19 protein-coding genes are annotated in these 24,896 nt (G+C 36.5%); 2 read left to right on the top strand and 17 right to left on the bottom strand.

Features of this window, described 5'->3' with window-relative positions; translation table 11 throughout:
- Window position 1: 1 nt before the first annotated feature.
- The 10 genes from AC3E9W_RS08475 to AC3E9W_RS08430 all read right to left on the bottom strand — a co-directional run bounded on the left by AC3E9W_RS08475 (window position 2) and on the right by AC3E9W_RS08430 (window position 14,284).
- Window positions 2-757, bottom strand: a complete 756-nt coding sequence (locus tag AC3E9W_RS08475; RefSeq protein ID WP_488768034.1) for an SDR family oxidoreductase — start codon at window positions 755-757, stop codon at window positions 2-4.
- A gap of 241 nt (window positions 758-998) precedes the next feature.
- Window positions 999-3,647 carry a sigma-54-dependent Fis family transcriptional regulator gene (locus tag AC3E9W_RS08470; RefSeq protein WP_488768033.1) on the bottom strand — a complete coding sequence of 883 codons (2,649 nt, stop codon included), beginning with the start codon at window positions 3,645-3,647 and terminating at the stop codon, window positions 999-1,001.
- Between the two features lie 124 nt (window positions 3,648-3,771).
- The gene (locus tag AC3E9W_RS08465; RefSeq protein WP_488768032.1) at window positions 3,772-4,962 is read right to left on the bottom strand and encodes a porin; all 1,191 of its coding nucleotides are present in this window, start codon (window positions 4,960-4,962) and stop codon (window positions 3,772-3,774) included.
- A gap of 53 nt (window positions 4,963-5,015) precedes the next feature.
- Window positions 5,016-6,065 (bottom strand): type II asparaginase, encoded by a 1,050-nt coding sequence (locus AC3E9W_RS08460; protein WP_456894312.1) that lies wholly within the window; start codon window positions 6,063-6,065, stop codon window positions 5,016-5,018.
- 24 nt (window positions 6,066-6,089) lie between these two features.
- Window positions 6,090-7,739 carry a bifunctional aspartate transaminase/aspartate 4-decarboxylase gene (locus AC3E9W_RS08455; RefSeq protein WP_488768031.1) on the bottom strand — a complete coding sequence of 550 codons (1,650 nt, stop codon included), beginning with the start codon at window positions 7,737-7,739 and terminating at the stop codon, window positions 6,090-6,092.
- Between the two features lie 35 nt (window positions 7,740-7,774).
- The gene (gene aspT / locus AC3E9W_RS08450) at window positions 7,775-9,469 is read right to left on the bottom strand and encodes an aspartate-alanine antiporter (protein WP_488768030.1); all 1,695 of its coding nucleotides are present in this window, start codon (window positions 9,467-9,469) and stop codon (window positions 7,775-7,777) included.
- Between the two features lie 39 nt (window positions 9,470-9,508).
- The gene (locus AC3E9W_RS08445) at window positions 9,509-10,696 is read right to left on the bottom strand and encodes an ABC transporter permease (protein ID WP_488768029.1); all 1,188 of its coding nucleotides are present in this window, start codon (window positions 10,694-10,696) and stop codon (window positions 9,509-9,511) included.
- Window positions 10,665-11,849, bottom strand: coding sequence for an ABC transporter permease (locus tag AC3E9W_RS08440; protein ID WP_488768028.1), 1,185 nt, complete (start codon window positions 11,847-11,849; stop codon window positions 10,665-10,667). Before AC3E9W_RS08440 ends, AC3E9W_RS08445 begins: the two co-directional genes overlap by 32 nt.
- Window positions 11,846-12,838, bottom strand: a complete 993-nt coding sequence (locus AC3E9W_RS08435) for an HlyD family secretion protein (protein WP_488768027.1) — start codon at window positions 12,836-12,838, stop codon at window positions 11,846-11,848. Before AC3E9W_RS08435 ends, AC3E9W_RS08440 begins: the two co-directional genes overlap by 4 nt.
- On the bottom strand, window positions 12,839-14,284 hold the full coding sequence (locus AC3E9W_RS08430; protein ID WP_488768026.1) for a TolC family protein: 1,446 nt from the start codon (window positions 14,282-14,284) through the stop codon (window positions 12,839-12,841). It abuts the gene before it with no gap.
- A 312-nt stretch (window positions 14,285-14,596) separates the two neighbouring features.
- On the opposite strand from AC3E9W_RS08430, the gene AC3E9W_RS08425 reads away from it, so the two are divergent.
- Together AC3E9W_RS08425 and AC3E9W_RS08420 are read left to right on the top strand one after the other, a co-directional pair.
- Window positions 14,597-15,172 (top strand): hypothetical protein, encoded by a 576-nt coding sequence (locus AC3E9W_RS08425; protein WP_488768025.1) that lies wholly within the window; start codon window positions 14,597-14,599, stop codon window positions 15,170-15,172.
- A 3-nt stretch (window positions 15,173-15,175) separates the two neighbouring features.
- Complete coding sequence (locus tag AC3E9W_RS08420) at window positions 15,176-17,293, top strand: cation:proton antiporter domain-containing protein (RefSeq protein WP_488768024.1); 2,118 nt, start codon at window positions 15,176-15,178, stop codon at window positions 17,291-17,293.
- 2 nt (window positions 17,294-17,295) lie between these two features.
- Here AC3E9W_RS08420 and AC3E9W_RS08415 read toward each other — a convergent pair whose 3' ends face one another.
- From AC3E9W_RS08415 to AC3E9W_RS08385, 7 genes are all read right to left on the bottom strand, one after another.
- Complete coding sequence (locus AC3E9W_RS08415) at window positions 17,296-18,693, bottom strand: DHA2 family efflux MFS transporter permease subunit (protein ID WP_306160400.1); 1,398 nt, start codon at window positions 18,691-18,693, stop codon at window positions 17,296-17,298.
- Between the two features lie 120 nt (window positions 18,694-18,813).
- The gene (locus AC3E9W_RS08410; protein ID WP_488768023.1) at window positions 18,814-19,938 is read right to left on the bottom strand and encodes an ABC transporter permease; all 1,125 of its coding nucleotides are present in this window, start codon (window positions 19,936-19,938) and stop codon (window positions 18,814-18,816) included.
- Window positions 19,935-21,041 (bottom strand): ABC transporter permease, encoded by a 1,107-nt coding sequence (locus AC3E9W_RS08405; RefSeq protein WP_488768022.1) that lies wholly within the window; start codon window positions 21,039-21,041, stop codon window positions 19,935-19,937. Before AC3E9W_RS08405 ends, AC3E9W_RS08410 begins: the two co-directional genes overlap by 4 nt.
- Window position 21,042: 1 nt before the next feature.
- A complete protein-coding gene (locus AC3E9W_RS08400; RefSeq protein WP_488768021.1) occupies window positions 21,043-21,786 on the bottom strand; it encodes an ABC transporter ATP-binding protein in 744 nt (247 codons plus the stop codon).
- The gene (locus AC3E9W_RS08395; RefSeq protein WP_488768020.1) at window positions 21,776-22,747 is read right to left on the bottom strand and encodes an ATP-binding cassette domain-containing protein; all 972 of its coding nucleotides are present in this window, start codon (window positions 22,745-22,747) and stop codon (window positions 21,776-21,778) included. Before AC3E9W_RS08395 ends, AC3E9W_RS08400 begins: the two co-directional genes overlap by 11 nt.
- Window positions 22,735-23,637, bottom strand: a complete 903-nt coding sequence (locus tag AC3E9W_RS08390; protein WP_488768019.1) for an HlyD family secretion protein — start codon at window positions 23,635-23,637, stop codon at window positions 22,735-22,737. The genes AC3E9W_RS08395 and AC3E9W_RS08390 overlap by 13 nt, the downstream gene beginning before the upstream one ends.
- An 11-nt stretch (window positions 23,638-23,648) precedes the next feature.
- Window positions 23,649-24,890, bottom strand: a complete 1,242-nt coding sequence (locus AC3E9W_RS08385; protein WP_488768018.1) for a TolC family protein — start codon at window positions 24,888-24,890, stop codon at window positions 23,649-23,651.
- Between the last annotated feature and the right edge of the window lie 6 nt (window positions 24,891-24,896).

Here is a 24,896-nt window from a genome sequence, read left to right as displayed (position 1 = left end):
ATTAGGCTCTTTGAGGACGGTTTGGAAACCATTCTTCAAAAGTGATAGTTCCTAGTTTTGCGGTTGCAGCTGGAACCAAAGTAAGTTCTTCAAGAGGAGAACCAAAGTATAATGCTTTTTCATCTGAAATCACTTTCAGCGGATCATTTGTTTTAGTCAAATAAGTCTGCAAAAGCTCTGAAAGTTTAAAACGTTCTGGTCCGCCAATTTCAATAATATCGTTAATCGGATTGGCAAGTGACAATTCGACTACCATAGAAGCTACATCTTCTGAAGCGATTGGCTGGATTTTGGCTGGAGAAATTACTACACTTCCTCCTTCGTGAGCAGATGCCGCAATTCCGCCAAGGAATTCCATAAATTGAGTAGAATGAATAATAGTAAACGGAACTCCCGCTTTTCTAATTAAATTTTCTTGAGCTTGTTTGGCTCTAAAATAACCACTCTCCTGCAAACGGTCTGTACCTACCACAGAAAGTGCGATGTGATGTTTTACTCCCGCATTGATTTCTGCCGCTAAAAGATTTCTTCCAGAAGTTTCAAAGAATTCTAACACTTCTTTGTCTGCAAATGATGGCGAGTTGGCCAAGTCAATTACGATATCTGTACCGTTTACTGCTTCTGCAAGTCCTTCACCCGTAATAGTATTAATTCCTGTTGATGGCGCTGCTGCAATTACATTGTGTCCCTGATCGCGAAGTTTGTTTACTACTTTTGACCCAATTAATCCTGTTCCTCCGATTACTAAAATTTTCATGATATTGATTTTTTAAATTGTGATAAAATTGATATTTGTTTTCGATTAGTAATAGCCAAGATGCGTGCCATTTGTATAATTAATTAAAAACCAATTAGTTACATCAAAACCAATATTTCAAAATTCCCTTCCTAAAGGGAAATCACTTTGGGATTCACTTTATTTAGTGAAAATTTTAAAAATAAAAATGCTCAATACTAAAATTAGTAATGAGCATATATCATGAAAATTATTTTTATTCCTAAAAGTAATCTGCTTTTGTAATGAGCAGTTTTTTCATTTTAGAATGAAGTGTATTTCCTGGAATATCCAGCGCTTCTGCTGCGCCGCCCGCTCCAGAAATCTTCCCTTTGCATCGTTTTAAAGCACTGATAATAAACATACGCTCCATTTCTTCAAGAGATTTACTGAAAATATTTTCGTCAGCATCATTGCTTTTATCCGCTTTTCTCGGAATGTATACTTCGCGCAAAACATTGTCTTCGGCCATTAATACACTGCGTTCAATAAGATGTTCCAGTTCTCTAACATTTCCAGGCCATAAATAACTTTGCAACTGCTGCAGTGCTTTTGGCGCAATGCGATTTATATTTTTACGGCTGTTTTTACTGTATTTAGTGACAAAGAAATTGGCGAGCGGTTCTACGTCTTCCATTCTATCACGAAGTGCAGGTAAATAAATAGGAAATACATTCAATCGGTAAAAAAGATCCGATCGAAAACGGCCAGCAGCAACCTCATCTTCCAGATTTCGGTTTGTGGCTGCAATAATTCTCACATCAACTTTAATCGTATCTTTTCCTCCCACGCGTTCCAGTTCTTTTTCCTGAATGACACGCAAAAGTTTAACCTGTGCTTCGAGAGGCATTTCTCCTATTTCATCTAAAAATAAAGTACTGTTATTGGCGAGTTCAAACTTTCCGATTCTTCTTTCTGTTGCTCCTGTAAATGCGCCTTTTTCATGTCCGAACAATTCGCTTTCGATTAAACTGGCTGGCATTGCGGCACAATTTACCTTAATCATTAATTTGTCTTTTCTTAAAGATGCGTTATGAATGGCGCGCGCAATCAATTCTTTTCCAGTTCCTGTTTCTCCTAATATCAAAACGGTTGAATTGGAATCGGCAACTAAAGACATGAGATGATAGACTTTCTGCATTTGCACGCCACTGCCAATAATTTCAGAAAAATTGTAAATGTTTTTTATCTGTTCTTTCAAATAGACATTCTCATGTTCCAACTGTTGTTTGTAAAGCAGTAATTTTTCATTGGCCTGTATATTCGCAATAGCGACAGAAATTTGAGAGCAAAGTCCCTTCAAAATAAACGGATTCAGTTTATCTGCCAAAAGCCACATCGTACCCACTCGCAAAGTGCCGACTTTTAATAAAGCGCCGTAAGCATTTTTAAATCCAACTTTTTTCCATAATTGGGCAAAATCAGAATTGGTATTTCTAAGTTCTTCCTCTACATTAAAAATAACAGTGCCGTCGCTTTTTATTACTTGAGCGGTGTACGGCTCTTTTATATTCAGTTTAATGGCAGCCATTTTATCAAAATCAATTTCTGCTTTTACAAATAAAGATCTGTCAAACATATAAGAAGTTAAGCCGTAATCATCGTCATCAAAAACTTTTAGCATCGCCAATTTGGTATCTAGAAGATCACGAAGCACGTTAATTATGGCGTTTTCTAAATCTTCTTTGGTACGTACTCCAGCAATTTCATTGCTAAAATGCAAAAGCACTGCCTGTTCGTTGTTTTTGTTTTCTAATAATTCATTGGCAATAATATTGGACATTGCAGTAGAAATTTGAAAACAGATTCCTTGAAGGAGCGAGATATTAATTTCTTCAATTGCCAGCCATAACATTCCCAATACGATTTCGCCATTTCGAAGAGCAATGCCGACCATTCTTTGAAATCCTAAATTTTTCCAGAACAAAAGATAAGGCGCATCAATTCCTCTGTCAATTTCAATATCTACATTAAAAAGCAAAGGAATATAACTGTCTAAAACCCGATTTTGCAAACCGTCGTTTACAGGAAATTTGGATTCTAATAATTCCTGTAAAATTGGATTATCATCTGTGGTTAGGCTTTCATCATAAATATAAGTGCTTAGCGAATTGCCGTCTTCATTCAGTTTGCGTATGACATAACCCTGAAGCGGATTTATTTGTTTTAAGGCTGTACGAACCGCAACTGCTAAATCTTGTTTGGTTCTTACTTCTGAAATATCATTGCTAAAGTCAAGCAGAAATGATTTTTCCTGCTCTTTTTTCTGCAGTTCTTCATTTTTAATAATATTAGATACCGCAATAGAAAGCTGAGGTGCAATTCCTTTAATTATATTTCGAAATTCTGGAGTAAAACTGCCAGGCTTATCGGTATAAAGATGAACAAATCCCAAAGGCTGGTCTTCATTCCACAATGTCGTCATTAAAGTTTCTCTTACACCGCCATCGTAATTTACCTGTAAAAAACGAGGACTTTGTGGCTTGTCTTTTACTTCTTCGACTATAAAAGAAATCGGTTCTTCTGCAGCGAGAACCGATTTAATAAAAGGTTCGTTGAGTGTAAAATGTGTTTTTTGAAGCTTCGCGTATGATTCTTTGTCTAATATCGCATCTGCATCGCGATCCAGTAAAAATCCAGCATACGTTTTATCTTTATGATCTATAAGTGTAATGGTTGTATGTGTAAAATAAAAAAGCCCTTTTAACCTTTTAGAAAAAAGCAAAATCAGATCTTTCTTTTCCCTGACTTTAGTAATATCTTTCCCTAAATCTAATAAAACAACACTTTCATGCTCGACAGCAATCTGTGATGAGTTATTAGAACTAGATTTTTTATTTGCTGAAGGGGACTTCGTTTTTTCGTTCTTCATTTTACTGACAATTTACAAGTCATAATTATCCGTTAAAATTACTTAAATTTAACCTGCAAAAGCTCCTCTGATTGAAATAAATCGAATCTTAAAATACTTTCCTGAATACCCTTAATTACAAAACTTACAACACCAACAATGGAGAAATAACTCCAATCATTAATCTGCCTGTATTATTATTGACTTGTCCTAAATACGTTTTCGAATAGTCGCTATACTCATAAAATCTTCCGACATAAGTCGCATAGAATTTTAAATTAAAATTTTTGATGGGATAAAATTCGACTGTTGGAATAACTCCCCATGCGGTTCTCATACGTGTAGAAGTTGCCAAATCTGAAGGAACATCCTTCCAATATGCTGTACTGACCATTCCGATTGCTGAAAGTTTCCATTGTTCGTTAAGCGAATATACTGCTCTTAGCCAATGTTCAACATAATTGGTATTTTCTGCAGCATGATCTAAGATGTTATCTGGAATAATCGTACTCACCACTCCCGTTCTGTCCAAATCTTCACTACTCCATTTAAAATCGTATTGAAACAGCCATTTTTTAGTTCTAAATTGATTTCCAAGTGCTGTATAATACATATTTACCGGTTTGCCGTGTTTTTCGGCCTCCTGAAAAATACTGAAACTGTAGATCGTTTTGAATTTTCCGTCTAGAAAACTTCCGTTCCAGTTTCCGATATAAGCTGCAGGAAATTTCGCTTCTGTAATATCGGGTACATCCTGATAAATCTCTGAAAAAGTTTGGGTTCTGGAGTTTAATACCTGAGCAGAAAACGAATGATTTTTGGACGGTATCCAATTGAATTGCACACCTGTTAAGAAGTTATCTGAATTGTCTACGATATCATTGTACTGGTAAATATCAATTGGGTTCATATCAAATTCGTAACCTCCCCAGTTAGCCGTCATTTTTCCGACCGCAATACTTGTTTTCTTGGATATCGTATAACCAATAAATGCCAAATCTGTCGAGCTTGACATATTGTCTACCGACTGCACTTCGGTATTTTTGGTATATCGGTCTCTAAATCTGAAAAACACTTTATCCTTATAAACCTTTCCTTTTATTTCTAATCTAAACTGATTGATTTCGAACCTGCTTCCCGTATATTTTCCATCAGCGAAATAATTGTTCATACCAAGCTGCGTATTAAAAATGACATCAACATTGTTTAACAAATCGGCTTTATTTGCCTTTATCAAAGGTACCTGATGATTAATTATGGTATCTGCCTGCTTATCCTGCTGCGCATAAATATTGACAGCTACTAATCCTACTAGTATTAAAAATAGTTTACGCATATTTTTAGGTTTTGAACAGGGAAACATTACAAAACACTTCCCTGTTTAAATTATTAATACTCGAAAAAATACTCCTGAAGTTTTTTGCTATCGCTGGTTTGCGTTAATCCTAGCATCAATAAGATTCTCGCTTTTTGCGGAATTAAATCATCGGCTACTATGGTTCCTAATTTTGCATCGTCGGTTTCGTCCAAAAGTGTTACTCTTCCTGTTGGCACTCTGGATGCTCGGGCTACTACAATACCTTTTTTAACTGCAGCAGCTGCGGCATCTGAATTTACTTTGTTTAGATTTCCGTTTCCTAAACCGCCTGTAACAATGCCTTTTACACCAGAAGCGACATACGCATTGATAGCCGTTGCAGGCGCATCTGCAAATAATTCTACTACAGCAACATCTGGCAATTTGGTTAATCCTGTAATATCAAAAGGCGTATTTTTATTGCTTTTTCTAAGCTCTTTTTGATACATAACTACTTTTCCGTCGTAAACCTGTCCAATTGGACCGCTGTTTGGCGCATTAAAAGCGTTTAAATGTGTAGTGCTTGTTTTTACGGCATCTCTTCCTGATAAAATGTATTCATTAAATACCAATAATACGCCACTATTTGCCGCTTGTTTGGAAGCCGCCAAAGTCACGGCATCAAATAAGTTTTTCGGGCCATCGGCACTAATTGCTGTCGCTGGACGCATTGATCCTGTAATCACCACAGGTTTGTCATAACGAACGGTTAACGACAGAAAATAAGCCGTTTCTTCCTGCGTATCTGTACCGTGCGTAATTACAATACCATCTGCTTCGTTGTTTTTATAAATCTCATTAATTCTTTTGTTGAGTTTGATCCAGATATCAACGCTCATATCTTGACTACCTACATTGGCAATCTGTTCTCCTGTTATGTCTGCAATTTTTTCAATTCCCGGAACAGCAGAAATTAAATCTTTTATAGGCAATTCTCCTGCTTTATAAGCCGAACGGTCTGCCGAAGCTCCTTTTCCTGCAATTGTTCCTCCAGTTGCCAGCACTTTAATTCGGGGTAATTTTTGTGCTTGAATACTGAAACTTAAAAAAATCGATAAGACTAAAGCTAATAGTGTTTTCATGATTTAAAAGATTTGATTTATAATTTATTTTTTGGTTGAATTTTCCCAGCTGGTTACATATTCCATTAAAATTTTACGGATGTTTTTTCCTAGAATTAAATAACTTTCTGTTGGAAGATTGGCAAGCGAAACCCTTATACTCCATTCTGGACCTGCAAAACCGCCTCCGTTTAAAAGTACAATAGCTGTTTTTTCGGCAAGACGGAATAAAACATCAACTGGTTCAAAATTGGTTTTAAGCCAATCTGCAAAACCATCTCCGTAAAAATGTTTGGCGGCCACCATAATATCAATTTCAGAATAATATCCTGCACGCATTGGATCTTCCAGAATTGGAACTTCCATTCCTTCCCAAAGCAGATTTAAACGTTTTTTTATAATGGTTTGTGTTAGTGTTTTATAAACATCCTGAGTATCTAAAATGCAATAAGCAGAAAAAAGCATCATTTGAAACTGCTGCGGTAATGACAAACCAGCAGTATGATTTAAAGCTACCTGACGGCTATCTGCAACCAGTCTGTCGATGAATTTAATTTTCTCTGGCTCCAGCGTTAAAGAAGAATAACGATGATGCAGTTCTTTTTTGTGAGCATCGCTTAAATTCGCAATTTTTTTATCGAAAATATTATCCTCATGAATCGCTATAATTCCTAATCGCCATCCTGTACAGCCAAAATATTTGGAGAAAGAATAGACCGTAACCGTGTTATAAGGAATAATAGCCATCAACGATCTGAAGTTGTTGATAAACGTTCCGTAAACATCATCTGTAATGACCATGAGTTCAGGATTGTGATTTTTAACAATATCTGCAATGTAATTTAATGTCTCTGTGCTCATTGCCGAAGAAGGCGGATTGCTCGGATTTACTACAAAAGCAACTTTGACAGACGGATCTTTTAATTTATCTAATTCTGAATTCGGATATTGCCAAGTATGAAAACCGTTTTCTCCTTCTCCGCTTGCCTGTACATGAACCACTTCAAAACTATAGCGATCCAATTCTGGAATTTCGATATAAGGCGTAAAGGTTGGTGTTAGTAATGCAATTTTATCTCCGCGCTCGGTTAGATGATTCTGCATAAAAGAATCGAAAATATAACACATGGCGGCCGTTCCTCCTTCAACTGCAAAAAGATCAAACTTCCCTTTATCATTTCCTAAACCACACATTTCCTGAGTGATATAATCGTGTACAACAATTTCCATGTGACTCAGCATACGATCTGGAACTGGATAATTGAACCCGATTATTGCTTCAATCCATTCGCGAATCCAAGCATCGGCATCAAAATCATGTTTTTCTACGCCGTAACGATAGGTTTTCTCTAAAAGTGATGCTCCAGGAGTGTTTTTGTTTTTACTCAAAAATTCTTCAAAACGTTTGGAAACGCCAGTTTTGTCCTGTACAATTCCAGCCATAATTCCTTGTTCTTCAAAGACATTTTTACATTCGTCTAATGCAAATTGTCCAAACAAAAAATAAGCTTCACGCGGAACGGTCGCAATCCAGTTCGGATTTCCTCTTCCTGCATTTAGCGTAATAGCTGTAGATTTTAAAGCGCTCTCGTTTGCCAGACGAATTAGTTCATTTTTAATTTCAAAAGGGCTTAGCGTCTGAAGTGTTTTTTCGACTTCACGCGATGTTTTAATTTTGGAAATATCAATAGCCATAATAAAAATTTTTTAGATTTATAAAAACAAGCACATTAACTCATAATAAGAATAATTACAACTCCCCAGATAATCAGCAGTGTATTACCAACTGCGTAGGTTACCGTATACCCAAGCGCAGGAGTTTTGCTTTGCACGGCATCCTGTAAAGCGCCTAAAGCTGCGGTGGTGGTTCGTGCTCCAGCGGCACATCCTAATGTAATTATGGGGTGAAATTTAAAGACATATCGCCCTAACAAAAGAGCTAAAATCAAAGGGATTGCTGTCGCAGCTGCACCGGCGATAAAAAGTCCCCAGCCTGCTTCGTGAAAACCTACAAGGAAACTTGGTCCTGCTGTGATTCCAACAACGGCGATAAATATATTTAGACCTACATTATTCATTACCCATAAAGCAGGTTCTGGAATTCGGCCAAAAGTAGGATGCTGACCTCTAAGCCAACCAAAAACAAGTCCAGAAATTAATGCACCTCCGCTTGTACTCAAACTAAGCGGAACTCCGCCAACTCGTAAAGTAAGTGCTCCTACCAAACCTCCTAAAACAATTCCCAAACCAACAAAAGCCATATCTGTCGTATTCGTTGGTCTGTCTGGATAACCGATATGGACTGCAGCCTGATCTACATCTTTTTTATTGCCAACAAGTTCAATCATATCTCCTTTTTGCAAAACCGTATTGGGCAAAATTGGCATATCAATTCCGGCACGTTTTAAAGATCTGATTATGACACCATGCGAAGATTTGTTGTTTCTCAGTTCTGCTATGGTTTTATTCAGCACTTCTTTTTTTACAATCAAAACACTTAAGATTTCTACAGGGAAATTCAAAAGCTCTACATCAAATACTTCTTTTTCGTTTACGGCAACATAATTCATCATAAACTCTCTTCTGCCTCCTAGCGCGATAACATCATTTTCTTCTACAATCGTATCTTTTGTAACGTCCATGATTTCTTTGCCTTTTCGAATTCGCTGAATGAATAAATGTCTTCCTTTACTTTCCAACTTTGCTTCGATCTCAGCAACTGTTTTATTGCAACCTTCTGAGGCTGCAGAAATTTGATACGCATTGTAAATTACGCGATCATAAGCCGATGCGATTCCAGGATCATCACCAATGGAATCTCCTCCAAGTTGAATCTCCAGTTCTTTGGCTTTTTCAACAAGATTTCCTCCCAGTAATTTAGGGCCAATTGAAGCTAATATCCATGCTGATCCTGCTGTTCCAAAAATGTAGGTAACGGCATACGCTACTGGAATTTTATTAATTAAATCGGTCTTTTGATCCGCAGGAATACCCAACTGATTAATAGTATCTGAGGCGACACCAATTACGGCCGAAATGGTTTGTGATCCTGCCAGCATACCGGCTGTCAATCCCATATCATACCCCATTAGTATACCAATAAGATAGGGACAGACCAGACAAAAGACACAGACAATTGCTGCGTATAACATTTGCGGTAATCCATCTTTTTTAAGTCCGCCAAAAAATTGAGGCCCAACACTGTAACCTACAGCGAATAAAAACATTAGAAAAAAAACAGACTTGACATTTGGAGAAATTACAATATCCAGCTGTCCGACCAAGACCCCTACAAGCAAAACACTTGTTACAGTTCCTAAAGAGAAACTTCCAATTTTAAATTTTCCAATAAAATATCCGAGAGATAAGGTGAGGAAAACAGCTAATTCCGGGTATTCTTTAAGTGTACTTACAATCCAATCCATAGCAATTTATTTATATAGGGTTAATTCACTAAAAAAACATTACAAAAAAGAGAAGCGCTTTTTACGCCTAAAATCAGTCGTTGATAAATACAATAATCTGAGGTAACAAACGGTGCTGTAAAATACCAGCAACAGCATCAAATGCAGTAGCGTCGATGGGGTATCGCGCAAACTTGCACCCGATTGTACAATTCCGGTGTACATGGCAATAAATGGTGTAGTAGGTAAAAGATTGGAGAGCCATTGCAATACAACTGGCAAGGATTCAAACGGCCAGCTGTAACCTGTAATTAAAAAAATGGGATAAGTCGAAAATGCCATAACCTGCAGGCAAATGAGCTGAGATTTGAAAAAGGAACCGATAAACTGCGCCATCGGAATTAAAGTGATAATGAATAATAAGAGCAAAATGCCTAATTCAAAACCATTTCCGCGCATGGGCAGATTTAGCAATTTGTAATTTACATTCAAAAAGAAAAATCCGTAGGAAGAAAAAAGTAGCAGATAGAATAATCCTTTGCCCCAAATTCCGTTTGAAATTCCGTCGCTTAGCCACTCCTTTAAACGAGAATGCTGTCGTTCTCCCGCCACACTTTCGGATAAACCAATAAGCAAAGTCTGCTGTAAAATTAAAGCCAGAAGTCCCGGCAATAAAAAAGCGCCATAACTCGATCGTTCATTAAACAACGGTCGATAATCTAAATTGACTGGCATCACATTATCCATAGAAGCTGCTGTGCTCATACCTTCACTTTTCTGAAAATACTGCAGTCGCACTCCTGCTCCAATCGTTAAGCAGATTTGTTGGACGCTCATTAATAAATCACTTGAAGGTAAAAATCGTGCAGCGTTTACGGCCAAAACCACGTTGCTTTGTTTTAGACTGAGCAAGTTTTTTTCTATGCCTTCTGGAATATAAAAATACCCTTGGCAGTTTCCGCGATACATTGCTTCTTGAGCTTCTTTTAGATTCGAAAAATGAATTAAGTCGACTATCGGAGAATTGTCGATATTCTGTTGCAACAAACGCGATAACTGCGATTGGTCATCGTCGACAACGGCAAGTTTGACTTCAAATTCTTCTTTATTGATATAAATGCTTCCATAGAAAAAAGCATACAGCAAAGGCGCAATAAGAACCGTGAGCAGTACGCTATGATCTTTAGCGATCAATTTGGCTTCTCTTAAAAAGAGTTTAATCAGCGACTGTTGTGATTTTTCTTTCATCTCTGATTAAATTAAATTGACGCTGAAATAATAAAATTGCTGTTGGAAACATAACCAAACAGAATAAACCTAATTTCTTAAGATCTCCCACGGCATAATGCAAAGGCAAATTCATATAATATACCTTGAAAAAACCATCAAGAAAAGCCGTATAAGGCATAATTAAAGCATAATACTGATCGTACCACGGCATTGCCCAGCGAGGAAATGTAAAGCCGCTGAAAACAAAGGCCGGAGAAGTGTAAAACAAAGCCACGTCGCCCGAAAGCATGACATCTTTAAATAAGGCCGAAATAAACATTCCGATTCCGATGCAAGCCAGAGAAAGTAACGTATAAATGACAAAAAATTTGCCTGTCGCAGCGCTAACTCCAATATCAAAAAAAGGAAAAACGATAAACGCAATCAAAGCAAAATTGATCCAACTTACGGCAAGATGAGCAAAAGTTTTCCCTACAATTACGTTGATTACAGAACCATTGGCACATTCGTACAGTTCATCCATAGTTCCAGTTACCCATTCGTAATTTAAAGCCAGCATACAGCTGATAATCAAAATCATCTGCATTCCGACGGTTATTAAACCCGGAACGAGATATTCCTGATAATTATAAGTTGGATTATAAAGCTGATAAGAATTCAGATTTATAGGATTTGCGATTGCCATTGCGCGATCTGCTTTCATTCCCGTTTTTTCAAGTTTTTGCAAAATGATTCCTGTACTTCCGGTAATAATTACCTGAGCAACTGCTTTGTACACCAATTTTGCCGGAACAAGCGATCCTGCATTGGTATAAAGCGTTACATTGCTTGGGTGTCTTTTATAGATATTTTTCTCCAGATCTTTTGGAAAATGAATCGCTCCCAAAATCTTGCCTTGCTGAATCAGTTTTTTAACTTCTTCTTCACTAAAAACCCTGCGGGTAATTTGTAAAGCTTCTTGTTGGCTTAATAGAAAAGTAAGCTGACGGCTAACCGTACTTTGATCTTCATCCCAAACGGCAAATGCTAAATGTTTGGCATCATGTTTTTGATAAATAAGCGCATAAAAAGAAAACAGAATCACAGGAATAACAAGCATCACCAAGTAAAAAACTTTGAGACTCAGAATGCGTTTCCATTCGCGTATGATTATGTTTCCGATGGTACTCATTTTGGCAGAATTAATGAAGCAGTCATTCCAGACCGCAATCCTTTAATTTGTGATAGGTTTTGAGGTTTCAATTCGATAGTAAAAGTTCGAAGTTCAAATTCTCCTTTATCTTTGGATGGCACCCAATTCGCAAATTCTAAAGATGGAGCAATCGCGCTCACCTCAACAGGAAAAGTCTCTGGTTTACAGCCAGGAACTTTTACAGCTGCTTTGCTTCCGACTTGAAGTAAATTGGCTTTGTCTTGTCGAATGTTGAATTTTATAATTGTGGAGTTTTCTTTCTCAATCGTCATCATCGGATAACCAATCGAAACGATTTCTCCCTGATGCGTAACTAAACTTGAAATAACGCCTGTTGCAGGCGCATAGACTTTGGTGTTATCTCCTAAAGCCTTAGTAAGTTCATACGCTTGTTCGGCTTGTTTTACAATTGCATCTGCGGTTTTAATCAGTTCTGGGCGCGCTCCATCTTTTAGCATTTTCAGATTTAGCTTTGCCGTTTCCATTTCTTTTTTGGCGGCCTGAAATTTGAAATAGAAAACATCTTTTTCCTGTCCCGAAATTACATCTGCATTATACAAACGTTCCATGCGATCGTAAGTTGTACTGAATAATTTGTATTGTTCTTCGCTAATTTGATATAGTTTTGAAGTCGCTTCGATTAATTCTGGTCTAGCACCTCTCGTCAATAATTCCTGTTGTCCTTTTGCTGCGTCTATAGCCGATAAAGCCTGTGCTTTAATGGCATTGATTTCGTTAGAACGAAGGATTGCTACTAATTGCCCCGCTTTTACTGTATCTCCCTGTTTTACCAATAAAGAATCCAATCTTCCGGGAAATTCCGCAGCCACATCTACACTAGATGCATCAACCATTCCGATAAAATTTTCATCAGAATCGTCACCGCTCTTCAAAAAAAAGAATAACGCTACAACTAAAACCAATATAGGAATCAGCAAAGCCCAATAATTTTTAAATATATCTTTCATCTATTGAATAAATTGAGTGATTTTTGTTGGTTCTCCAATACTGTTAAAATACTCTGCAAGTGCTATATAATAGCCCAAAACTGCCGTATAATAGCCTTTATCTATTTCAGATTCAATCAATAAAGCGTCGTTGACATCTTTTGGTGATGAGAGCTGATTCATCATTCTTTGGGTAATTAGTTTCGTTGTCGTAAATGCTTCTTTTCTTGCCGCATCTAATGCCATAACATCTTTTTCAAAGGAGTCCAATTTATTCTTTGCTACTTTGGATTGCATCTTAAGCATCTGACTTGCATTCTCTTCTCCTAATCTCGCCTCTTCAATTAATTGTTTGCTCGCCTGTACCCGTTTGCCTGTCTGCGCATTAAACAAAGTCCATTGCAGTTCTAGCGCGACAAACCAATTCGGAATTGTTACAGGTAAATCTTTCTGATAGAGATTAAAATTTCCGACTGCAAAGAGATTGGGTAAGAATAAAGATTTACTGATTTTTTCTGTCGCTTCTGCGAAAGCTATTTTGCTGTTGGCTACTTGATAAGTGGGATTTGAAAGCCAAAAATCTTTTATAGGTTCATTCAGATTAACGGCATTATATTTTAGCGTATCTGAAATGGCAAGATTCGAATCCAAATCAATTCCGATTAGTTTATTTAATTCAATTTGAGCATTTTGCTTTTCGTTGGATATGGTATTAAATTGACTTTCAGCTTGAATCAAAACTACATTGGTCCAGTTTTTTTGATACGGAGGCAGGATTTCATTCTTTACAGATTCTTCAGCGTAGTTTTTATTTTTATTTAAAGCCTCAACAATGGTGCGCTGTTTATGCATCAAAGAATTCAAATATAAAATCCTGACGTACTGAAGTGTAATTAAAAAGTCAATTTCTTTGCCAACAAGATCCACGTTAAACTCAGCAGATTTGACAACAGATTTTGCTACATTAATCGATGAGTTTAATTTATTTCCTAAATAAAGTGGCTGCCTCACTCCTATGCCTGCCAGAAAATAAGACTGTTCGCTTAACGCAGGATTGTAATCGGGATAAATTCCGCCAATTATAGTTTTAGAAGTATTATAAATGCGATCTTGGACGGCCTGAGGCAAATTATTCCCCGTTATTTCATTAAAGATCTGATTTGCTGTATTAACACTTTGCTTTGACGAACCTTCTACGATTCCGTCTTTAACAGTTTGCAGATTAATGGTTAAAGGACTGCTTAAATAGGTATAACTCGAGAGAAGATCTATTTTAGGAAAATAACTGTTCTTTTCAGCCTGCAGATTATACTGAACTGTTTTTAATCCGGACTGGGCTTGTTTTAGCGTAATATTATTTTCTTTGGCGGTTGCAAAACAATATTCAAGAGATACTTTTTCCTGGCCTCTTACGCAGAAAGTAAAAAGAAATTGAAGCAGCAGAAAAATACGTAATCTTATTCTCATTCTTGAAATGCATTTATGTTTAACAATCGGATTTTAAAATTAAACATAAATAGCACGCTAATGCCTTGATAATAGGTTGCATATTATAATGTGCAACCTATTTGGGGAGTTTGCAACATGAGTAAAATAAAGTTAAATGTCCTTTTTTTATAGTAAAAGGTTAAAGAAATTTCTATTTTAGAAAAATCGTTTAGTCTCAGGAAAATAAGTCTTCTGTTTACTTCTGTTTTTAAATTTAAAAACCAAAGAGTCCAAGCTTCATTAGCTTTTATCTCATTTTTTTCTTAACTTGTAAATACCAAACCAAAAAATATGTCTTTACAAAAGCCCATTCTCATCGTTTTATGCTTTCTGCTTTTTTCGTGCAACAACAAAAAAGAGCAGGAACTCTCTAAGAGAGAAAATGACCTTTTACAGCGTGAGCAGCAGTTTGCAGACAAAGAAGCTGAATATGACTCTTTGTTAAAAATGAGAGACAGTCTTTCTGCATTGGTAAAGACCAAAGACACAATTGCTGAAATTAAAAACTGGCCCGAAAATCTTGCACAAGATTGGAACAGTAAAATGGTCTGCAAGGAATCGAATTGCAGTAATTATGTAATTGGCGATCAGCGCAGCGAAACCTGGAAATTTATCTCCGATTCTACTGGCATTTACACCAATGTACTCAATAACAACAAATTGATCCGTGTATTTAAAGCACAATACAATCCTGATAAAATACTATTAGAATCTGTAAAAGACAGTACGGTTATAAATGTAACCAAATTTAATGTGCTGCTAAATGATATTAAAAAGAATGTCATAAAAGGTACGCAAACCATAACTGGACAGGACAACTGTAAAGCAGTATTTTCGGTTGAACTAACTCCTATCCAAAAAAAATAACGAATGTTTCTTAGTATACACCATATCAGCCTTCCAATAGAGGATCCTTTATTAAAATTTCTAATAGAACTTATTATCATATTATGCATACCCTTACTGCTTAATAAAATTAAAGTTCCCCATCTTCTCGGACTTATTATTGCTGGTGCTCTAATTGGTCCAAACGGATTTGGCGTGCTTTCTAGAGACAGCAGCATTGTAGTTACGGGAACTACGGGTTTATTGTACATTATGTTTCTGGCTGGTCTCGAAATTGATATGGGCGATTTTAAGAAAAACAAATGGAAAAGCATCACTTTCTCTATTTACACTTTTGCAGCGCCATTTATACTCGGTTTTTTAGGTGGTTATTACATTCTGAATTTTTCCCTGCTTACTTCGGTACTTTTCGCAAGTCTTTTTTCTTCCCACACTTTGGTCGTTTATCCGATGATTAGCAGTATGGGAATTTCTAAAAATCTTGCCGTAAATGTAACTGTAGGCGGAACAATGATTACAGATGTTCTTTCGCTTCTTGTCTTGGCAGTCGTAGTCGGAATGTCACAAGGAGAAGTCGGAACCGCATTCTGGTTGCAATTATCTATCTCAATGGTTTTGTTTACCTTGATTGTTCTGTTGGTATTTCCAATTATTGCGCGTTGGTTTTTCAAAAATGTATCAGACAAAATATCGCAATACATTTTTGTGATTGTAATGATTTATCTCGCGGCATTGCTTGCGGAACTTGCCGGAATTGAAGCCATTATCGGAGCCTTTTTTGCAGGTCTTGCACTTAATAGGCTTATACCGCATACCTCATCATTAATGAACCGTGTAGAATTTGTTGGGAACGCGATTTTTATTCCGTTCTTTCTGATCAGTGTAGGAATGCTAATTGATTTTAATGCTTTTATTCAAAGTTGGGAAACACTTGGTGTTGCTACAATAATGCTTATTGCTTCTATCGGCGGTAAATATGTGGCGGCCTATTTAACCAAAAAGACTTTCAAACTTACCAATGATGAAGGACAGCTTATATTCGGATTGAGTTCGGCATCGGCGGCGGCTACCCTTGCTTCTGTAATGGTGGGATATAATATTATTATTGGTGAAACAGCCACTGGAGAACCGCTAAGACTTTTAAATGAACACGTTCTTAATGGAAGTATTCTTCTTATTCTTATCTCTTGTACGGTTTCTTCTTTTGTTTCGATGGCAAGCGCACAGCGTATTGCACAGGCAGACAATGACAATACAGTATCTGGAAATAATGAAGAGACTGAGAATATACTTCTTGCCCTTAATCATAAAGATACGGTAGAAAAGATGGTAAATCTTGGAATGCTGGTTAAAACGAAGAAAAATAAACAGCTCTTTGGAATTAATATTATTAATGAAGATGCGAATGAATCATCAGTAAAAAATGCTGAAAAAATACTCGGTGATGCTGTAAACACTGCTTCAGCTGCAGACGTAAAACTCAACGCCATTACCCGTCATGATACGGATGTGGTGCGCGGAATCAATAATGCTATAAAAGAACATAACATTACAGATCTTATAATCGGTTTGGAAGAAAACAAAGGTTTTTCTGCTTCTTTTACTTATAATCTTTATAACGGTTATCTTCACAATAAAAACATCAATTTATTAGTATATCATGGCATACAGCCTATTGGCACTATCAAAAAATATATTGTACTGATTCCTTCTGAAGCAGAAAAAGATGCTGGATTTTTTCATTCGATGCTTAAAATTTGGAATATTGGACGTAATTCAGGAGCTACAATCAGTTTTTATGGAAATGATCGAACCATGCAGATTTTAACTCGAATTGCCAAAAAAGCAGATATTGAAGGGGAATTTAATGTGGTGAAAAGCTGGTCAGAAGCCGAAAATAAAGCTTACAATTTAAAAGAAGACGAAGGGCTTATTATTTTGATGGCAGACAGAGGAATGCATTCTTATTTTCCACAGATGCGTGAAGTACCAGAATTACTGAATAAAAACCTGAGCAATAATAATTACTTGCTTATTTTTCCTTTTTCAAAAACTCTTGAAAATACAACCGAAAAAAGAGCGGTTAGCAACGTCGATGATTTTGCTGAAATCGGAAAAATTATCGGAAGGATTTTTAAATAAAATCACACATACCCTTGTCCATCTGTCTTAGTCAGTTTTGAAAAGGTAAAACTTGAAAAAATAGTAAAAACAGCCAATATAATAAAAGTGTATTCAAATGCTTTGGCTGTATCCAACTCGAATATACCTGTCTGAAATAGAGAAAGCGAAAGGCTAGCTACAGAAACTCCAAAACTTACAGAAAGCTGTTGCATAATAACAAGCATTGTATTTCCTCCACTTGCTGTATCCTGATCCAGATCTGAAAGTGTGATAGTGTTCATTGCAGACATTTGTATAGAAGTAAAAATTCCGTAGAAAATCATCAGCAAAATATAATAGCCAAGCGGAGTTTCTCGTGTTACGAATCCCAAAATAATTAATATAATTCCCAGCAATATAGTATTACTTATCAAAACTGTTCGGTATCCAAAAAACTTTATAATATGTACCATAAAGGGTTTTACAGCTACATTTGATAAGGCAGAAGGGAGCAACAACAATCCTGATACAGAAGCCGAGTAGCCAAAATTTGTCTGCAACATCAGTGGCAATAGCAGTGGCAGTCCTCCTATTCCTAACCTAGTGATCAAACTTCCTATTAGCCCTATTTTCAAGGTTCTGATATTTAAAAGACGTAGATCGATTATAGGTTTTTCGGTTCTTTTATAATGAATATAGTAGAAGAGAGAAAGCAAGCCCGATAGAAACAATAAACCTAAAATTACGATCATATGTGTTCGTCCGCTCCCAATAAGTTCTAAAACCAAAGTGATAGAAATCAGCGCTAAGCTAAAATACATTAATCCCCTAAAATCGAACCTCCCAACTGCGTGTTTAAAATTTGGCATAACTCGATACGCCATGGAAATTCCGATAAGACCAATTGGTATATTTACCAAAAATATCCAATGCCAGCTCAGATTATCAGAAAGGAAACCTCCTAAACTTGGCCCTGCTACCATTCCTAATAATCCAAATAAGGTTATAAAATTCATTGTTTTCAGTAATTCACTTTTTGGATATTGATACAAAATAGCCAATCGCGCAATCGGCACCATCATCGAAGCTCCAACTGCCTGTAAAACACGCGCCATATTAAAAGTTCTTAAATCAACGGAAAGAGCACAAAATAAAGATCCCATAATAAACAAAAAGACAGCAATCATAAACATCGTTCTTGTGCCAAATTTATCAGCGAGCCAGCCCGAGAGTGGAATAAACATTGCCAACGTAAGTGTATAAGTTACAATAACCGAATTCATTTCGGTTGGAGAATATCCCATATCTCTAGCTATTGATGGGAGTGAAGTATTGAGAATCGTCCCATCCAATGATTGTATAAACATAGCAATTGCCGTAACCCAAGGAAGCAGATATACAGCGCTTTGTTCTTTTTTCTCTTCTTTGTTATTCACCATCTTTTAGTTTTATAGAAAAGCTTGTTTTTTAAGGTGATGTAAATTAATAAAAAAAGAAATTAATGCCTACAACGAGCTCGTAATTTTAATTGGCGCCAATACTTATAATATAAATAATCATCAGCTTGTTTTTCTATAGTTATAAATTGCTAAAGCATTCAATACAACAGCAAAAATACATAAGTACAAAAGTTCTTTTCCCACTTCATGCAAGCCACTTCCCTTTAAAACAATAAGCCGAACCACTTTAATGAAATGCGTAACAGGCGTAAATTCTGAAATCGTTCTTGCCCAATTTGGCATACTGTCGGTACTGGTAAAAAAGCCACTCATCAGCATAAAAATCATCATAAAGAAAAAGGCAATAAACATGGCCTGCAATTGTGTATCGGCAAATGTTGAAATCAAAAGCCCCAAACCTAATAAGGCAATTAAATAAACTCCCGCAAAGAGATATAAAACGAAGAGACTTCCGAGCGGAAATATTCCGTAAATCAAATACATTACGATAAGTCCAATGGTAAAAACCGTCATTCCAACAATCCAAAAAGGGATAAGTTTGCCTAAAATAAATTGCCATTTTTGAATTGGCGTTACATTAATCTGTTCGATCGTGCCTATTTCTTTTTCTTTTACAATATTTAATGCCGTAATAAATCCGCCAATTAAAGTAAGCAGCAACACCAAAATACCCGGAACCATATAATATTTATATTCTGCTCTCGGATTGTACCAATTTGTGCTGTTCAAAGTAATTAATGACGGAGAAACTGAAGCTGACTGCTGTGGTAATTTATATCGAATATCAAGGTCAGAACTAAAATCTGCCAGTACAACATTGAGATACGCATTTCCAATATTCGATTTCGTTCCGTTTATGGCATCTAAGGCAATATTAACTTTTTGACTGCCTTCCCTAACTAGGTTTCGTTCAAAACCTGACGGAATTTCTAGAATTAAATCGGCATCTCCTCTTTCAATAAATTTCAAACCTTCCAGATAAGAAGCTGGAGTTCCTGCAATATGAAAATATCCTGAAGAACCGATTTTATTAATTAGTTTTTGAGAATAGGAACTGTGGTCGTGATCTACATAAACGATGTTGACGCTTTTCACTTCAAAATTGGCAGCCAAAGGCAAAATAATGAGCTGAAAAATGGGAACAAAAAATATCATCGCCAATATGGTTTTGTCTCTAAAGATCTGGCGAAATTCCTTCTGTAATATAAAACGTAGCACTTTCATGACAATCTGATTTTAAATTTTTTCAAAGAAATAACCAGCAGCAAAATCGTCATTCCAACCAAAATAAGCGTTTCTTTCCAGATATAAGAAAAACCTAAACCTTTGAGCATAACCGCTTTTACGATAATATAATAATAGTGCGACGGAATTAAATGCGAAATAGCTTGAAAGATCCACGGCATATTTTCTAGTGGAAACATAAATCCCGTGAGCAGTAATGTGGGCAACATCATTCCCATCATCGATATCAGCATTGCGGTTTGTTGCGAAGCCGTAACATTTGAAATCAGCAAGCCGAGAGAAAGACAGGTAATAATAAATAAAATGCTTTCTGCAAAAAGAAGCACAAAACTTCCTTTAATCTCAACATCTAGCAAATAGACTGAAAGTAAAATAATCAGAATGAAATTAATTACGGAAAGCACTAAATACGGAATTGCCTTTGCAATTAATACCATTATGGGTTTGAAAGGTGAAACAAGCAGAATTTCCATCGTTCCCAATTCTTTTTCGCGCACTACAGCAACAGAAGTCAAAGCTGTACTTACAATCATAAAAATCAAGGCGATTACACCTGGAATAAAATTAAGCGAACCGTTCTGTTCTTCGTTATAAAGCTGTCTTAACTCAGGAACAATCTGATAATTTAATCCAACGGACGGGTTTAATTCTTGCTGATAATCGCGAACAATTACATTTAGATAATTCGTAACAATGGTTGCCGTATTGGGATCAGATGCGTCGGCAATGACTTGAATTTTTGCTCCGCCGAGACGCTGCAGATCAGAGCCAAAATTGGACGGAAAAATGACAGCACATTTAATGCTTCCGTCTTTAAATCTATTTTCAATATCCTTATAATTTAAAATCGGATTTTCAACCTTAAAATAAGAGCTAGATTCTATTTTTCGTATAATTTTTTCTGTATAAATATCATGTGAATTATCCTGAATGGCAATTCCGATATTTTTGACTTCACTGCTCAAGGCAAAACCAAAAAGAATAATTTGCACCACAGGAAGCCCAAAGAGAATCAACAGTGTTCGCCGATCTCTAAAGACGTGATAAAATTCTTTTCGAATAAAAGCCAGTAATTTTTTCATACTAATCTGATGTTCTTTTGGCATTTCGAGCCAGTTCATAAAAAACCTCATCCATAGAAGCAGCGTTGAAACGCTTTTTTAACGCAGTCGGAGAATCAATTGCGTCTACCCGCCCGTCGACCATAATACTGATTCGGTCGCAATATTCGGCTTCATCCATATAATGCGTTGTTACAAATACGGTAATTCCGCTTGCTGCCGCTTCATAAATCATTTCCCAAAACTGTCGTCGCGTTATCGGATCTACGCCTCCTGTTGGCTCATCCAAAAAAACAATTTTCGGACGATGGAATACGGCCACAGAAAAAGCCAGTTTCTGTTTCCATCCCAAAGGAAGTCCCCCAACGAGTTTTTTTGCTTCTTTTTGCAGACCTAAAGTCGAAATCAGATCGTTGCTTCTTTCTTTAATTTCAGGTCGAGAAACGCCATAAACACCGGCAAAAAATTCGATATTTTCCAAAATGGTCAGATTATCATATAGCGAAAACTTCTGACTCATATAACCAATATTCTTCTTAATTTTTTCCTGCTGTCTGTAAACATCAAATCCTGCAACGTTAGCTTGTCCCGAAGACGGATAAGAAAGTCCGCATAGAATTCGCATTGCGGTGGTTTTGCCTGCTCCATTGGCACCTAAAAAACCAAAAATTTCACCTTCGCCCACCTCAAAACTAATGCTGTCAACCGCCTTGAAATCGCCAAACTGTTTGGTCAAATCTTTACAAATAATAACTTTATTTTCCATGCAGCAATTCTTTTGGTTCATCTGAATTATCCTGTTCGCGCATAAGACGAATAAAACTATCTTCGATCGTGGGTTCTATTTTTTTTAGTTTTAAATTCTCTGGATTGTATTTTTGAATAATCGTTTTAACTCTTTCCAAATCTGCTTCTTCAGATACAAGCGTAAGGTGAATAAATTCTCCAAAAGCATCCGAATTCTCAATTTCTTTTTCGGTTCTAAGATTTTGCAAAAGCTTATAAATATTAGCTGCTTTTACAGCAAAAAGCGGTTTTGGAAAACTTTTTATGATTTCATCAGGCGTGTCGACTGTCATTATTTTTCCGCTTTGAATCAGCGCAATTCGGTCGCATAATTTGGCTTCATCCATATAGGGAGTCGAAACCACGATGGTAATATCTTGTTTTTTGAGTTTAGCCAGCATTTCCCAAAATTCACTTCGAGAAACCACATCAACTCCCGTAGTGGGTTCATCCAAAAATAAAATTTCAGGTTTATGAATTAAGGCACAGCACAAAGCCAATTTTTGCTTCATTCCACCCGAAAGTTTTCCCGCACGGCGATCATTAAAAGGTTTTATCTGATCGTAAATATCTTTTATCAATTCGTAGTTTTCCTCAATCGTAGTTCCAAAAATAGTGGCAAAAAACTCTAGATTTTCTTTTACAGTCAAATCCTGATATAAGGAGAATTTCCCAGGCATATAGCCCACTTTATTCCTAATTTCCTGAAACTCATTTACTACATCATGACCTTCAACAGAAGCCGTTCCGCCATCGGGAAGCAGTAATGTGGTTAAAATTCTAAAAATGGAAGTTTTTCCTGCACCGTCTGGACCAATTAATCCAAAAAGCTCTCCTTTCTGCACCTCAAAAGAAACGTCATCTACGGCGACAAAATCACCATATTTTTTAGTAATATTTTTAGCGTAACTGATGCCATAGCGGTGTTTTATTTTGACCAAAGAACTTCTCCGTACATACCAATTTTCAAATAGCCGTCATTTTTAACCCTTACTTTGATGGCATAAACCAAATTGGCGCGTTCGTCTTTCGTCGGAATTGTTTTTGGAGAAAACTCAGATTTATTAGAAATCCAAGCAATTGTACCTTGATATTCTTTATACTTCTTCTCACCCTCATCAATACGCACTTTAACCAGCTGTCCAATTTTAACTTGTGGCAGTTGCGTACCCGTAATATAAGCTCTCAAATCTAGTGTTTCAAGATTCGCAATTTTGTACAATGGTTTTCCAATTACTGCCATTTCATATTGCTCCGCATATTTTGCCAGCACGGTTCCCTTAATCGGATTGACAATAATACTTTTGCTCAATTGGTCTTCAATTCCTTTTAACTGAACTCCAACTGTATTTCCCTGCTGTTTCAAGTTTTCGGTTGTGGTTTCCAGTGAACTTTCCTGCGCTTTGATCTGAGCTTGTAAAGCCGCAACTTTAGAATTTACATCATCCAATTGCTTTTGCGAAGCTACTCCGCCTTTCACCAATTTTTCTGTTCTATTTCGATCCAAAATTGCGTTATCCAGCTGTCTCTTTAAGCTTTCAGTCTGAACATTTATTTGCGGTCTGCCACTCAAAATTGCTTTTTCATTCTGGCGCAATTGCATTTTACTGATAGCCAATTGTGTACTATCTATAAACCCAACTTTTTGTCCCGCTTCCAATTGCTGGCCTTCTTCTACATTCAGTTGCAAAATTTGGCCGTTTGCTTCTGCTGACATAATCGTTTCTACAGCCTCAAAAGAGCCAGAAGCATCAAAATCATTTTCGGTGTCTTTGCACGAAAACATGAAAATCATTGGGATAAGAAAATATAAAAGCTTGATCTTTTTCATAATATATAGAGTTAATTTCCTTTGATTGTTTGATACTCGTATTCTGCCATTAGTAATTGAATCTCATGCAATGCCTTTTCTGCACGCGCATTTCCTTCTTTTTCTGCCGCATTCAGCAAATCTATTAACGGACCTGCTCCAGTGTCGTATTTGAGCTGATAGCCTTCGCGAATGGTCTGGCGAAGTTTTACAATAGCATCATCGTCTATTAAAATCGCTTTTTGTCTCTCAATATCTGCCGTTTTTTGATTCATCTGAAATCGGGTGTTAAATAGAAATGTTTCTTCTTGAACCTCTATTTTCTTCAATTCCTGCTGTGTCAGATTTTTTTCGTTTGAATTTTTATACAATCCTTTTATATCCCAGCCGACGCTTAATCCAGCAACGCCAATAGTAGAAATTTTCTGAGTTCCTAAATTAATCCCAGGCGCCAAAACCACACCCGCGCCAAGCAAACCAACTTTTGGCATCAAACTTACTTTCTGCATATCAGATTGTGCGTTTACCAGATTGCGCTGACTCGCGAAAAGCTGCATTTCTGGACGTTTAATAATGGTATCGAGACCAATAGAATGAATTGGTTTTTCTAATTTTTCCTGACTGATATTTTTTCCTATCAAATAAGAAAGCATGGTTTGATAGCCTGATTTAGTGTATTCAAAATCTTTTTTCTGTCGGCTGAGATTAAGCTGTTCGGCTTTCATTTCGTCAACATCTGTTTTGTACGCTAAACCATTTTCATGAAGTTTTTTAACTTTATCAATATTGTTAGAAAGGATCGTATTTTGAATTTGCAATTGTTTGAGCTGTTCATCAATAAGCAATATCCCAAAATAAAGTTGATTGACTCTTGCACGCAAATCGTAAAGCGAAACATCAACAGAAGCTTTTTCGGTGTTTGAAGATGCCTCTGCAATCTTTTTTTGTGTTTTGGTAGCTCCTCCATCCCAAATGGTCTGATTGATCTGCCCTAAACCGATGAACTTAAATTTACTGTCGTTTCCAGAACTTCCCATTGTTGGAAAATCTCCAAAAACATATCCTTCTATCGCAGTCAAACTAATTTGAGGTAGATACGCTTTGTTGGCATTACTTAAAGTATATTCTTTGCTTTTTTCAATCAGTTCATATTGTTTGATCAGAGGATAATTTTCGACAGCCATTTTATAACTCTGATCAATTGTGAATGTCTGTGCTTGTGCCGAAGCAAAGAACAAAATTCCGATATATTTTAAATACAATTTTCTCATCATAAATAA

It is taken from the genome of Flavobacterium sp. 38 (assembly GCF_057799715.1).
This window is presented reverse-complemented; position numbering and strand designations above follow the sequence as displayed.

Coding starts and splice junctions, on each gene's coding strand:
- AC3E9W_RS08475 (WP_488768034.1), bottom strand. CDS start 757: ATGAAAATTTTAGTAATCGGAGGAACAGGATTAATTGGGTCAAAAGTA.
- AC3E9W_RS08470 (WP_488768033.1), bottom strand. CDS start 3,647: ATGAAGAACGAAAAAACGAAGTCCCCTTCAGCAAATAAAAAATCTAGT.
- AC3E9W_RS08465 (WP_488768032.1), bottom strand. CDS start 4,962: ATGCGTAAACTATTTTTAATACTAGTAGGATTAGTAGCTGTCAATATT.
- AC3E9W_RS08460 (WP_456894312.1), bottom strand. CDS start 6,065: ATGAAAACACTATTAGCTTTAGTCTTATCGATTTTTTTAAGTTTCAGT.
- AC3E9W_RS08455 (WP_488768031.1), bottom strand. CDS start 7,739: ATGGCTATTGATATTTCCAAAATTAAAACATCGCGTGAAGTCGAAAAA.
- aspT (WP_488768030.1), bottom strand. CDS start 9,469: ATGGATTGGATTGTAAGTACACTTAAAGAATACCCGGAATTAGCTGTT.
- AC3E9W_RS08445 (WP_488768029.1), bottom strand. CDS start 10,696: ATGAAAGAAAAATCACAACAGTCGCTGATTAAACTCTTTTTAAGAGAA.
- AC3E9W_RS08440 (WP_488768028.1), bottom strand. CDS start 11,849: ATGAGTACCATCGGAAACATAATCATACGCGAATGGAAACGCATTCTG.
- AC3E9W_RS08435 (WP_488768027.1), bottom strand. CDS start 12,838: ATGAAAGATATATTTAAAAATTATTGGGCTTTGCTGATTCCTATATTG.
- AC3E9W_RS08430 (WP_488768026.1), bottom strand. CDS start 14,284: ATGAGAATAAGATTACGTATTTTTCTGCTGCTTCAATTTCTTTTTACT.
- AC3E9W_RS08425 (WP_488768025.1), top strand. CDS start 14,597: ATGTCTTTACAAAAGCCCATTCTCATCGTTTTATGCTTTCTGCTTTTT.
- AC3E9W_RS08420 (WP_488768024.1), top strand. CDS start 15,176: ATGTTTCTTAGTATACACCATATCAGCCTTCCAATAGAGGATCCTTTA.
- AC3E9W_RS08415 (WP_306160400.1), bottom strand. CDS start 18,693: ATGGTGAATAACAAAGAAGAGAAAAAAGAACAAAGCGCTGTATATCTG.
- AC3E9W_RS08410 (WP_488768023.1), bottom strand. CDS start 19,938: ATGAAAGTGCTACGTTTTATATTACAGAAGGAATTTCGCCAGATCTTT.
- AC3E9W_RS08405 (WP_488768022.1), bottom strand. CDS start 21,041: ATGAAAAAATTACTGGCTTTTATTCGAAAAGAATTTTATCACGTCTTT.
- AC3E9W_RS08400 (WP_488768021.1), bottom strand. CDS start 21,786: ATGGAAAATAAAGTTATTATTTGTAAAGATTTGACCAAACAGTTTGGC.
- AC3E9W_RS08390 (WP_488768019.1), bottom strand. CDS start 23,637: ATGAAAAAGATCAAGCTTTTATATTTTCTTATCCCAATGATTTTCATG.
- AC3E9W_RS08385 (WP_488768018.1), bottom strand. CDS start 24,890: ATGATGAGAAAATTGTATTTAAAATATATCGGAATTTTGTTCTTTGCT.